Genomic DNA, 12,915 nt, shown 5'->3' with positions numbered 1-12,915 from the left:
AAGAAATGCTTAACTGAACTGTATTGACCTATATTCCGGTTGTTCTTCGCCGACTAGTAGAAGAACGCGCAAACTACAGATGTGAATATTGCCAGTTACCCGCAGGAGTTGCCTTTTTTCCCCATGAAATTGATTATGTTATTGCCCAAAAGCATGGCGGTGCAATTGATGCTGATAATTTAGCCCTCACCTGCTGGCGATGTAATCCTCATAAAGGCACTGACTTAGGATCGTTTTATCCAGAAACAGGGGCTTTTAGCTTTCTCTTCAACCCACGCACCCAGAAATGGGATGAACACTTTACCTTTTCAGAACTAAATCTGGTGGGCTTAACGCCTCCAGGACGTACAACGATTAGATTGCTACAAATAAATAGCGACGAACGACTAGGCCAACGCCGGAGAATGCGCTGAGTAATTGTTTATCACACCTGCCGTAGGCATTCACCTGCAAAGTTAGAATGATGTCTAGGAAACTTTTTAGCAGAACATAACAATGCTGAGAATTAGCCTAAAAATATCATTTGGTGCGATCGCAGGAGGCAAAAAATGGGCTTGGCTGGATTAAGAATTGTGTTGGTAGAGCCAGCTGGGCCGATAAATATCGGAGCGATCGCCAGGGTAATGAAAAATTTCGGGCTATATAATTTAGTATTAGTGAACCCCCAATGCGATCCGCTATCGACGGAAGCTTTGATGATGGCTGTTCATGCTCAGGAAATTATAGAATCTGCGGTATTAGTGCCGACTTTACCAGAAGCATTGCATGGATGTGTACGGGCGATCGCTACTACTGGTCGCGTTCGGAGTTGGGAAACACCCTTAGAAAACCCCCGCACTGCACTACCCTGGTTACTGGAGGAACCAGAAAAACCCGCAGCACTGATTTTTGGCAGGGAAGACCGGGGATTAAGCAATGAAGAATTAAATTATGCACAGAGGTTTGTTGGCATTCCCACAAGTCCAGATTATGTAGCCCTAAATTTGGCTACCGCCGTGGCAATCTGTTGTTATGAATTGTCACAATGTACCCAGCAACCTGACACTAAAACCTTAACCCAAACTGAACTCGCCCCCTTAGATGTTGTGGAAGCATACTATCAGCAATTAGAATCATTATTATTAAAAATTGGTTATGTATATCCCCATACGGCAGCTAGTCGGATGGAAAAATTCCGCCAACTATATAATCGCGCTCACCTGAAAACAGGCGAAGTATATATGCTGCGAGGGATTTTGCAGCAGGTAGAATGGGCCCTTAAAAACCAGAGGGATGGTGAAAACTTGTAATTATTTGTTTAATATATACGCAATCATCTCTCAAAATATTTAATATGGCTTAAACTAAACACAAAAATGCTACTTAGTGGCAAAGTGGAATTTGAGTATTAATATTTGCTTAAAGATTAAGTTTTGGGTTAGGAGTCTGCAAGAAAACAGCCAAGTGGATCACAAGGAGTAACTGTGTCAGAGTCAAGTGACGAACTAACAGCTTTCTCGCGGCGTCAACCCTTAAATCGCCGCCAGCCGCCACAAAAAGTTCAAAAAGTGGTAAAGAAGAAAATTAAAGCTAACAACCAGCAGCAAGCTGCCAATGGACGAGAAGCGGCGCTAACACGCCCAAAAAATCCCATCAGTCCTCCCCCAATCCCCGGTGCTACACGTAGGGTAAAATCGGGGTTAGTCATGCCAACGGCAGTAAAACCAATACCTAGTGTGAAGGGCAAAATTCCTCCCTTTCGACCAGGTGCTGTGATGGTGAAAACAGTGCGGATGGAAAAGCCAAAAATCGGCAGGCGTTCATCGCCCAAGACACGGTTAAAACCAATGGCCAAAACCTTGTTGTATATTGTGCGGTTGTTAATTGTGGGTGTTGGCATGGGTGCAATTGTTGGCACAGCATTGTCAGTATTAGACCCCGCTAATCGCATCAGCACAACTTCTGCGCCGCACTCTAATAGTAATGTGACGCGGGAGCAGCCACAACCTACCCAAACTCCCTCAGTAGCAGCTTCGAGTCTGTACTTATCCCAGGAAATTAGCTCTTTGAAAAGTGCTGTGCAAAATTTGGCGGCGACCAACCTAAATCTTACACCCGGAGTTTTCTTATTAGATTTAGATACTGGTAATTATGTAGATGTCAATGGCTCTAGCACTTTTCCGGCGGCTAGCACAATTAAAGTGCCGATTTTGATTGCCTTTTTTCAGGATGTGGACGCGGGGAAAATTCGCCTTGATGAAATGCTGACCATGCAACAGAATATGGTTGCTGGCGGTTCGGGAACTCTGCAACGCCAACCAGCCGGAACCCAGTACGCCGCTCTGGAAGTCGCCACAAAAATGATTACCGTCAGTGATAACACGGCGACAAATATGCTGATTGCGCGACTGGGAGGAATGGACGCTTTAAACCAGCGTTTCCGCACTTGGGGATTAACAACCACAACAATTCGTAATCAACTCCCGGATTTGCAAGGGACAAACACCACTACTCCGAGGGAATTGGGGAATTTGATGGCTATTGTGAGTCAGGGAAATTTAGTGAGTATGCCATCACGGGATCTCATGCTCGATATCTTGCGTCGCACCCAGAGAGACACTCTGTTACCATCCGGTTTGGGAACAGGCGCAAGGGTATACCACAAAACGGGTGATATTGGTACTATGCTGGCAGATGCAGGTTTAGTTATTGTTCCAACTGGCAAACGCTACATAGCCTCTGTCATGGTACAACGCCCCAATAATGACCCTCGCGCCGAAAAATTAATTAGCTCAATTTCTAGTGCTACCTACCAAGAATTTAGCCAAAATGCTGTCATACCCAACAGTAGCACAAGCATAATACCCGCAAATGGTTATCAGCCCCCTGCTGTAAGTCCTGCTTTACCTAACAATACAACGGGCACTGTACCCATGAGCGTTTATCAGCCCCCTGTTGTGAGTCCTGTACCCAACAGTATGGGAGGTACTGTGCCGGCAAATGGTTATCAATCTCCAGTTATGAATCCCCAGTATTATCCCCCAAGATAATTAATTTGGGATTTTTGAATTTTGTATTGTTTATGACATCCATCACCCCCTCATAAATGAGCGGCGAACTAGAGCTGATTGCCTGCCAACCTCACCCCATTGAGAGTAACGGTTTTAATTTTAATGCGACTCTGCCATACGACTGTACAATTGAACACATTGTTTTGGCAATGAATAATTTTGTAGAGTTTTTAGGCTTTATCAATCAACAGCTTTATAGTAAGGAAATAGAACGTCTTGAGGTAATGCTGATGCCAGCCAACTTTAGCAGTATGGTTGGAGAATTCATGATTTCAAATATTCCGAAATACTGCTCTAGCCTGGTTAAAAATCAATATCATAACGGACATCCTGACTTAATTCCTGCTGGGATGTTTCCTAAAAACTCTGTACAGCATTCTCATATTGGTATTGAAGTAAAAGCTTCTCGTTATCAGAGTGGATGGCAGGGTCATAATCCCGAAGATACTTGGCTGATGGTATTTGTTTTTGATAGTAACCGTCCTAGTGACGCTGTTCAAGGTATTCAGCCAAAGCCCTTTCGTTTTATCAAGGTTGTTGGTGCTAGCCTCACAAAAAATGATTGGTCATTCTCTGGACGTTCGGAAATTAGTCGCAGAACAATAACTGCCAGTGTTACTAAATCTGGATATAAAAAAATGATGTCCAATTGGATTTATCAAATTCCCAATCTACCATAGCGTTAATTGCAAGTCTGTAATATTTTGGGAAGGGATTTCTAAAGTTATCAAGTTAGGAATAGCGGTGCAACTCATCTTGTAATAATCTAAATTACGCTCAATACCAATGCAGCAAACACCAACAGCTTCCGCCGCTGCAACTGTCGAACCAGAACCCATAAAAGTATCAGCAATTATACCTTCACCTAAAGGCAGTGCAGCATAAACAACCTGACGTAAAAAAGACTGTGGTTTCAAACTTGGGTGATTTGCAATAGCTCGTTCCTTCTGAGGTGTCCTCTCACTGGCAATAACATCACCCAAAGGTGTACCATCTCTGTTGCGTCTTAACCCTCCAGTTTGAAATTCTCGCAAACATTCGCTGAGTTTCATTCCTACTGGTATCGGTTTTCGTAAAATACCCCACGGCTCATAACATCCTCTGAGCATGGAAGACACATGAGGAAATTCATCTTCGGCATTTTTTGGGCGATCGCCACCACGAAGTGTTCTCACCAGGCGAATCAATTCTCCACGAAACTCTAAACCGCCCTCAACTAAAGCAGAGAAAACTAACTGCGAAAGAAATGCATTACTTGCTATAAAAACATGACCACCAGGGCGAAGTACACGTACCACTAGTTTTGCCCATTCTACAAAGAAATTTTTTAAAACTAGACGTTCTTTGGTACTAAGTGCTGTAAATCGTGGTAGAGGTGCGCGTTGATGTCCATCAAATGATGGTGGAATTCTCCAAATACCTCCATTTCCATTTGCTCTTTTTAGCAACTGGTCAAAATCATATTCTTTCACCCCGTAAGGGGGATCTGTAACTACTGCATGAATGCTATTTTCTGGTATTCTACTCAGCCACTCAAAACAGTCTGCGTGCAAAATAACAGATTTACCTATATTTTCTACTTGGTATTCAAAAGCCCATTGATTCATGATTTTAAGTAATTTGTTTTTATATCAAAATTGTATTTTTATATTCCAATACAGTTCACTTAAGACAATTGTAGGTTGGGTAGAACGAAGTGAAACCCAACAAAGTCACGGAAGTGTTGGGTTTCGTTCCTCAACCCAACCTACGTAGAGTTGAGTTTTAGGCTTAACTGAACTGTATTGTTTTATATTCCCATAAATCTGTTAGTTAAATCGCTAAAAACAAACTTAAAAAGCTCAACTATACTATTACAGCAGATTTCAAGTTGGTGAGGTATACAAGCTCGCGTCTGTTACCCAGGTATAAAGCGTGTTTTACTCCTGAATTCTGAATTCTGAATTCTGCTGTATCTTTTAACTCTTAACTTTTTTGATACCGCATTCCTGGTAATTGCGAAACGAAACCCATAAGTTCCAACTGTAACAACGCACCGGAAACTGAACCAGCAGCCATGCCGGTTTGTTGGACAATAAAATCGAAGGGTAAAGCTTCACTTGCGATCGCATCCATTACTGTTTGCAATTCTGGCGATAAAGTTGGCATTAACTGTTCTGGTGCTGTGGAAGCCTCGACTCCATCAATTTGTGGTATTGCTCCTAGCATTGTTAACAGTTCATCTAATTCTTTGAGGATGAAAGAAGCTCCTTGACTCAGTAACTTTAAGCACCCTTGGGATGGATGATCGTCCAGTCTTCCAGGTAGTGCATAGACATCTCTACCAAATTCATTTGCGTAGGTAGCAGTAATTAGGGCACCAGATTTTAAAGGCGCTTCCATTACGAGGATAGCGCGGCTTAAACCTGCAATAATCCGGTTGCGACGGGGAAAGTGCTTGCGATCTGGTGGGGTTTTTGTGGGATACTCACTCACGACTAACCCAGCCGTCAAAATCTGCTTGTACAAATCTCGATTTTTATGTGGATAGATAACATCTACACCAGTTCCCAAAACTGCGATCGTGCGTCCACCTGCTTTCATCGCGGCGATGTGGCTTTCTGTGTCAATTCCCTCTGCCATACCAGAAACAACTGTAAAGCCATTTTTAGCCAAAGCTGTACTAATTTGGCGAGTCCAACGGATACCGTATTCTGAGGGTTGGCGGGTTCCGACAATTCCAACCATCGGTTTTTGTCCGAGATTTTCTTGGAGTTCAACTTCACCGCGATAATACAAAATCGGCGGTGGACTCGGAGTTTCCAACAGTAAGCGGGGATAATCTGCATCTGCTGGTGTCCAGAAATGGGAATTTTCCTGCTGGTGCTTGGTGAATAGTTGTTCTGGATGCAAACGCGATCGCTGTTGTACTACTTTTTCTAGTGTTTGAAAACCAAAACCTTCTACTTCTCCCAACTGTACCTTGGTAGCCTTCCAAGCTGTTGCCAACGTGCCAAAATGCTGTTGCAGCCGCCGCAGTAATACCGGGCCAATTCCCGAAATTTGCGCCCAAGCTAGCCAATATGCGCCTTCTTCTACCACGGTTTCATCCTCACGCCTACTGGATTGAGTATTCCCAAATGGTGGTTGGATGTTGATATTAATGGAAAGTGAGGAGTGGGGAGTGGGGAGTGGGGAGTGGGGAGTAGGGGGCAGGGGGAGCAGGGGAAGAATAATTAATGACTAATGACTAATGACTAATGACTAATGACTAATGACTAATGACTAATGACTAATGACTAACCCCTTGACTTTTGACTCTTGACTCTTGACTATTAACTATTGACTATCTTCTTATTTTGTGTGATGAAATATTTCTATCGTCTTTTAATAAGCTTATCTGGGTGTTTAATATTTTTACTGTTGCACAGTGGCCTTGGTTTGTTGCCTAGTTTGGCGGCTGAGAAAGTTACTGTCAGATACGGATTGTTTGAGCAATCGATCCCTGTGGCAGATATACGCAACTATGCCGATAACCAAAAGGTTTCTGCCGATCTGCAATCTTTCTTAGATTACCTCAGCGCGAAGGAGAAACAGAAGTTCCAAGATGCCCTTCAGGTAAAAATGTCTCTTGATATTGTGGCTTTAGATAAGTTGATAAATACAGGAATGGGCAAGCAAATTTTATCTTTTGCATCCCAAGCCATCGCCCGTCGCGATCAAGCGAGTACACAAGCCCTACGATCTGCCATTATCATAGGAGCAAAATCACCAGAAGGTCTAGGATTAGTCAGCTTTCTAGCAGCCTATCCCAGTAATCAACTAGTTGTTGATGTGTCAAAAATTTCTAAGCTAGTCGGCATGGCAAATTCTTCTTCTGGTTCTGCTGATGCACCTCCAAAGGACAATGTAAGTTCTTCCCCCTTAGGTAAAATTGCACTGCAATATCAAATACTTGCCGCCCAAGATAAACAATTCTCAGGTTGCTTATTTGGCGATTCTATTTCGGCTGGACTTGGTAATACTCTTGGGAATGATACTTTTAATTTTGCGTTAAATGGCTTGAGTACAATCTCATTACTGGAACAACTGAAAAGTTTAATTCCTACCAAGGTTACATGCGAAAAAGCTATTATTGCCGTCGGTGGAAATGATGCTTGGTATGGAATTAGTGATGAGTTGTTTAGCAAGAATCTGCAAGAGGCGATCGCACTTATTCGTACAATGGGAAATAAAGAGATTTTTCTCATTCCGGCTTTTTATTCAACAGTTCCAGCAAGCTCAGATCCAACTGTATCAGCCCCACTTTCTAGAGTTGAACAAATTAATGCTCTGATTAATAAAGTTGCTGAAACTGAAAAAGTGCCAGTTGCAGCAGCAGGAGTAGCACCATTGTATGAGAATAATGTTCTTAAAGAGAATTTGACGACCGATGGTGATCATCTGAACGCAGAAGGACTGAAAATTTACCGACAAGCATTATTACAAATCTTGGAGAAGTAATAAAATCTCGTCTAATTGCCTATAGTAAAAGCACCTCTCCAAAGTTAAGTTTATCTAACATAATTCGTAGTTCGTAACTCAAAATTACGAATTACGTAGCTTGCTTCTCGCCGGAGGCGAGTATTACGAATTACGAATTACGAATTACGAATTACGAATTACGAATTACGAATTATTACTTTTAGGCTTTCCAATTCAAAAACCGCGCATAAATATAAGCTATGCCTTCATCAATAATTGTCCGTACACCTTGGCTATAATTCCACCATTTTTTCGGATCATAATCTTGTGTTTTGGCAGCAATTGCACCAACTTTTATGTTAGGGGTAAGCAGTTTTTTGAACAGCAGCCAACTCCTACGGGTGTGAACGTCCAAGGAAAAAACATTAATTGATTGTAGCTTTAAATTTGAATTGGATAGCCAGCGATTAAATTCGGCAGCAGATGCATAGCTACGATCCTTGATTACCACAGGTGTTGGAACAGCCACCACCTTCTCTGATTCTAAACCGAGTTTCTTGAAAGTGGCGGCTGACACTTCTGCAAAGTTCTTGTATTCGCTAAGATAATTTCCTTTTTCTATTGAGCCTCCCGTGGTAATTACTAGACTATAAGAACCGTTTTTAAATTCAGTCAAAGCTTGTTGTATGGCATAATCTGGTAGCCATCCTTCAACAACCAATACTTCTGCTGATTTTATCGGGGAAGTCACGGCGAGAAATGAGTGTACATGAGTAATAGTGAAAAATATTAAATAAGCAATCGAAGCGATTGCAATCGCCCACCCCTGAGCCGTAAGTGTCCACATTTCTTGGCGTTTTATTAGTTTGATTTTTGGAAATTTTTGACACCGACGATTTTTCTGCATTAAACCTTAGCTAAACGTTGTTCTTTCAAGTAAGTAAATACAGACTTATCTCCGATATCAGCAGGAATTGCTTGCACTGTCTTTCTCAGGGCAAATACCAAAAACAATGTTGCCCAAATTCCTAATAAAACACTTTCCCCCTGAGTTGGTAAAATTCCCACCAAATGTCCTAACAAGAGTAGCGGTACTATTAGGGTTAATACTTTGGTTTCCAGGCGATTGAAGCAAAAAGCCTCTTTAAAATAAATACCTGTCAAAGCAACGAAGATAAAACCAACTCCAAATAAGCTAAGAGGCTGATTGTAAACAGCGAGAGCTAAAGGTTCACTACTAGAGATTGCCAGAATCACTGATGCTATACTACCGAGCGCCCAAAAAATTTGCAATATTCGGTGCAGTGATGCCATATAGATATGAATGGTAAATAAACTTACACCAAGAGCGAGACTAAAACAAGTATATAGAGGTGTAAGTGCGGTAAAAATAGCCGGGTTATTGTTGAGCAAAACTAAAGCACTGCCTATGGCAAAGCTCAGTGCTGCTACCATTAGCCCAGCGCGGTAGATAATTACGCCAGTGCGATCGCTCTGAGTAATTGTAAATTCCCCAAACTGACCTTGATAAACTTCTGATGGAGGTAGTGTTTGCGTAGTCATAGTTAAAATATAGTTATGAATTACTAATAGAGTACAACAGTAAATTGCTGAAGTGTTACTTTTATTATTATGGGCAATCAGACGAACTAAGTGTCACAATCCCTAAACTTTTAAGCCAATTTTGTAGTATTAGTTGAGTTTACAGACGCGCTAGAGTCGTGAATTATCTCTACCATTTGACCAGATTTCCTTCGAGAGCGAAAGACATAGCAACTAGTAAAGGGGGCGTGTAAATCCAGCTACCATCTCAATTAACCAGACTAACAAGGGGATTTTGCTCCTTGTTAAAGGTAGGCAAACTTCCGCCACACTTTACTAGTAATTAGCAATGGTTTGTATATTCTCTAGTTTAGCTGAGGACTTGATTTTAACATTTTTAGCTGAGGACTTGATTTTAACATTATACTTTAGCTGTAGACAGTAGATATTGACAAATTTAAAATTTAGTGGATACAAAACTTTGGCAATCAGATAACCCCATAATTAGTTGATATAGGAAGGTGAGATGAGCGATCGCATTTGTCTCAAGAATTGCAAAACTGTAGACTCTTCCTCGATTTGTCGTCAGATATTGCTCTTTGCCCTGGATGTGCGATCGCTTAACAAAATAATTTCTACTTAAGTCGATAGCGATTGCCTACGGCACGCTACGCGATCGCAATTAGAAAAACTGTATAAGTTGCTTCAAAAATACGCCTTGTAATCAAGATAGGCTGATATAAGGGATGTCCAAAGACAAGCCGCAACTCTTGGAACGCGAATTTATGTCGCAGACAGACGCTACGCCAAGCAAGATCCCCGTAAAAGTATGCGTCTACGCACCATTCGACGCCAGAAATTAGCCGCATCCAGTTTTACAATTCTTCGCTTGTCTGGCCAGATATGCCCACACTGGCGAACCTAATATGCAGCTTTGGTTTAAAAATCAATGTTTTTTGTGAAATGCGATCGCACTTCAATTTATTAACCATTTACTTCTAGAGAAATTGAATGGAGTTGCGCTATGAGGATTTCATCAGCAACTATTGTTAGTATCGGTTGATCAGTTGTCACTACACTAAACACTGTCCCTCAGAAAATTAAAGCTGTGGTTACAAAGGTTCAAGTTGTCATAAGTAACGCTTAAGCTGTAGTTACAACAGAAGAAGCTGTAGTTACAACAGAAGAAGCTGTAGTTATAAACGTTCAAGCTCTTATAAGTTACGCTTAAGTTGTTGTTAATACAGTTGAAGCTGTGGTTATGAATATTCAAGTTATTATAAGTTACGCTTAAGTTGTTGTTAATACAGTTTAAGCTGTTGTTATATTTGCTGAAACTGTGGTTACAAACGTTCGAGTTCCTATAAGTTACGCTTAAGTTGTTGTTAATACAGATACAGTTGTGATTATCAATGCTCAAGTGTTATAAGGTACGCTTAAGTTGTGGGCATGATGTCAAGAGACATTGCTCTTTATAGATGCGTTGCTTTGAGCCGCGCAGGTTGAAATTTTTTTAACTTGTTTCGGAGCTTTTATTTCAGTAAATAGCTTAATTGCTCGATTAAAATTTCTTTGACTTTCATCACCCTTTGCCATTTTTTGATAAGTTAAACCTAATTGAAAATAAGCTTCAGCTAGGTCACACTTAGCACCTATTTTATCCAAAAGTTCGATTGCTTCTGTATGATGAGTAAGGGCTAACGCAAAATCTGCTTGTTGTCGATGGATTTCTGCTAAACCATTTAGTGTTTTTGCTTTTACCTGCATATAGTGGCTTTCTTCAGCAAAAGTCAAAGCTTGGTGGAGTATTTGATTTGCCTTATAAGAATCTCCTAAATTTACATAGGTTTGACCCAAAATTTGCATGAAATAGACAAATCTTCCAGTCTGTTCCACCAATTTTTCGTTCGTAATATTTTGATAAGCTACATTTGCTAATGCATAAGAGGCATCACGTAAACCTAAATAAGAATACACCAAAGCTAAACACACTGAAGCTTTCTCTGCCCAGCGATGATGCTCAGTATTTTGAGCCAGGTAAATTACTTGTTGAAATAACTCTGCGGCTGCCTTTAGTTCCCACAAATCTATTTGATAAAGACCAATACTTAATAAAGAATCTACCTCTAGCATTCTCAGATAGTAAACTGCATGTTTATTATCTGGCTGAGGTACAAGTGATTTAAGTGCTTGGGTTGCCAGAGTAATAGTCTTTTTTTGACAAGCGATCGCTTGACTAATATTACCTGTTATCCAATATAAATCACCCAATATGTTGTAAAGTTCACTGAGATTTTGCTCATTTTCCAGATTGTGAATAACTTGATTAATTGCCGCAAGTATCGGTTGAATTAAACCCATACGGTACAACGTACTACCAAGAGGCAAAAATTGCTGCCATTGGTTATTTCGGCTTTTTAAAATGACCTTCCCCGCCAACTCAAATTCATTAATTTCTATGTAGTGATGATATGCTTCCAGAGCTTGCAAAGCATCCTTAAAGGTTTCAATTTGTTTAACACTAGTTGTCCAAAATTCTGCGGCTTTGTGGTTGGCAATTTCCCATTCATAGGTGGGGCGTAGACGTGCGATCGCTTCTTTCCGAATCACCGGATGCAACCAGTATTCACCTTTTTCACACTCTACTAAAGACCGATTTCTCAACGAGGCAATGATTTGGCGATGTTGATCGGGTGGGACATCCCAAAGTAAACAAAACAATCCTTGAGATGCAATGGTGGGTATATCTTGGTAACGATAACATCCCAAACGACAAAGCAGGCGATAAGCTTGGGGATCGAGGGCTTGCAGGCGATTGATTTGACTAACTGCTAAATTTTTTAAGTCGGTTGCTGCTAACGGATCGGCATGATTTTCTTGCCAATAAAGAACCATATCACCGTCAAAATCCTCCAGAATCGAACCACAGAGAATTCCCATTGCTTTAGCATTACCGCCATAAGTGCGATGCATGATTTGCAAAGTTGGCGAGTTGATGGCTAATCCACGGTTGCTAAAAAACTGTTGCCATGCGCTTTGATCCAAGCCAGGAAGCCGATAGTGATTGACATTCAGCCCTGGTTCACAAAGGCGATCGCGACTAGTAATCAAGGTAACAGACTGCACCCTAGCATCAGCCAAAACCCGCAATAGTTCTACATAGTTGCGGTGAGAAGCAATCAACCTACCTTGTTGATCCAATGCAGGTTCGAGATTGTCAATTAATACCGCAATGCGCCGATTGTGGAGTTGGCGCTTGAGTCGTCCCAATGTCACCCCAAATTCTACCCCAGGTTCTTGATCAAAATCTTGTTTAAGCCATTCCTCTACTACTCGTTCGGCGGGGGTGATATTCTGCGTTTCCTTCGCCATCAGCAGTTCCAAAACCAACTCAAACCCCTGATGGAGATATTGCTGCGCTAGAGTGGTTTTGCCTAAGCCTCCCTCACCTTGGATAACAATAACTTTCGATCCCTGATTTACCAAAGTATTCAAGTGAGCGATCGCTTCTGTTCGTCCAATAAAATTGGTATCCTCTAATTTTGGGGTGGGATTTTGGGGCGATCGCGAGTAATCAATCAGACTGGATATTACAGTAGTTTTTCTCAGAACCCGTTCCAAAGTAGCGCGACAATTACTTTTGGTTATTTTTTCTCGCAATACTTTAGAAAGCAGTTTCCATAACTGAGAACCAGCATCCTTGGCGTGTCCTTCGGTACAACCGTAAGAATGAGCGATATCCAAGTATTTTCTACCCAACCAAACTTGCACAAGAATCACTTTTTGCAAATCGCTCAACCGTTCCCCAGTCTGAGGGGGAATTATGGCATCTAACCATGCTAATGCTGCTTGGGCGTCCATTGTGTAACGACGAGGAGAG

Annotated in this window: 10 protein-coding genes; 5 read left to right on the top strand and 5 right to left on the bottom strand. The window is 41.5% G+C overall.

Annotation, left to right across the window (positions count from 1 at the left end; genetic code table 11):
* The first annotated feature begins 23 nt into the window (after positions 1 to 23).
* The 4 genes from LC653_RS27345 (at position 24) to LC653_RS27330 (ending at position 3,730) form a co-directional block, all read left to right on the top strand.
* Positions 24 to 413: an HNH endonuclease gene (locus tag LC653_RS27345; RefSeq protein WP_229497813.1), complete on the top strand. Its 390-nt coding sequence runs from the start codon at positions 24 to 26 to the stop codon at positions 411 to 413.
* Positions 414 to 548: 135 nt separating this feature from the next.
* On the top strand, positions 549 to 1,289 hold the full coding sequence (locus tag LC653_RS27340) for an RNA methyltransferase (protein WP_229497812.1): 741 nt from the start codon (positions 549 to 551) through the stop codon (positions 1,287 to 1,289).
* Between the two features lie 174 nt (positions 1,290 to 1,463).
* Positions 1,464 to 3,029, top strand: coding sequence for a serine hydrolase (locus tag LC653_RS27335; protein ID WP_229497811.1), 1,566 nt, complete (start codon positions 1,464 to 1,466; stop codon positions 3,027 to 3,029).
* A gap of 56 nt (positions 3,030 to 3,085) precedes the next feature.
* Positions 3,086 to 3,730 (top strand): hypothetical protein, encoded by a 645-nt coding sequence (locus LC653_RS27330; RefSeq protein ID WP_229497810.1) that lies wholly within the window; start codon positions 3,086 to 3,088, stop codon positions 3,728 to 3,730.
* Here the strand turns inward: LC653_RS27330 and LC653_RS27325 are convergent.
* Together LC653_RS27325 and dprA are read right to left on the bottom strand one after the other, a co-directional pair.
* Positions 3,722 to 4,657: a DNA-methyltransferase gene (locus LC653_RS27325; RefSeq protein ID WP_229497809.1), complete on the bottom strand. Its 936-nt coding sequence runs from the start codon at positions 4,655 to 4,657 to the stop codon at positions 3,722 to 3,724. The two genes, LC653_RS27330 and LC653_RS27325, sit on opposite strands and share 9 nt — an antisense overlap.
* Positions 4,658 to 5,015: 358 nt before the next feature.
* On the bottom strand, positions 5,016 to 6,131 hold the full coding sequence (gene dprA / locus LC653_RS27320) for a DNA-processing protein DprA (RefSeq protein ID WP_229497808.1): 1,116 nt from the start codon (positions 6,129 to 6,131) through the stop codon (positions 5,016 to 5,018).
* Positions 6,132 to 6,452: 321 nt separating this feature from the next.
* Here dprA and LC653_RS27315 point away from each other — a divergent pair, with 321 nt between their 5' ends.
* Positions 6,453 to 7,532, top strand: coding sequence for an SGNH/GDSL hydrolase family protein (locus LC653_RS27315; RefSeq protein WP_229497807.1), 1,080 nt, complete (start codon positions 6,453 to 6,455; stop codon positions 7,530 to 7,532).
* 181 nt (positions 7,533 to 7,713) lie between these two features.
* Here the strand turns inward: LC653_RS27315 and LC653_RS27310 are convergent, their stop codons facing one another.
* From LC653_RS27310 to LC653_RS27300, 3 genes are all read right to left on the bottom strand, one after another.
* A complete protein-coding gene (locus LC653_RS27310; RefSeq protein WP_229497806.1) occupies positions 7,714 to 8,400 on the bottom strand; it encodes an ElyC/SanA/YdcF family protein in 687 nt (228 codons plus the stop codon).
* Positions 8,400 to 9,056: a DUF2301 domain-containing membrane protein gene (locus LC653_RS27305; protein ID WP_229497805.1), complete on the bottom strand. Its 657-nt coding sequence runs from the start codon at positions 9,054 to 9,056 to the stop codon at positions 8,400 to 8,402. Before LC653_RS27305 ends, LC653_RS27310 begins: the two co-directional genes overlap by 1 nt.
* A gap of 1,434 nt (positions 9,057 to 10,490) precedes the next feature.
* Positions 10,491 to 12,896: a helix-turn-helix domain-containing protein gene (locus LC653_RS27300; RefSeq protein ID WP_229497804.1), complete on the bottom strand. Its 2,406-nt coding sequence runs from the start codon at positions 12,894 to 12,896 to the stop codon at positions 10,491 to 10,493.
* Positions 12,897 to 12,915: the final 19 nt, after the last annotated feature.

It is taken from the genome of Nostoc mirabile CHAB5784, assembly GCF_020829645.1.
Lineage (GTDB): Bacteria > Cyanobacteriota > Cyanobacteriia > Cyanobacteriales > Nostocaceae > Nostoc > Nostoc mirabile.
Note: the sequence above shows the minus strand (reverse complement) of the source record. Positions and strands in the feature narration are given on the sequence as shown.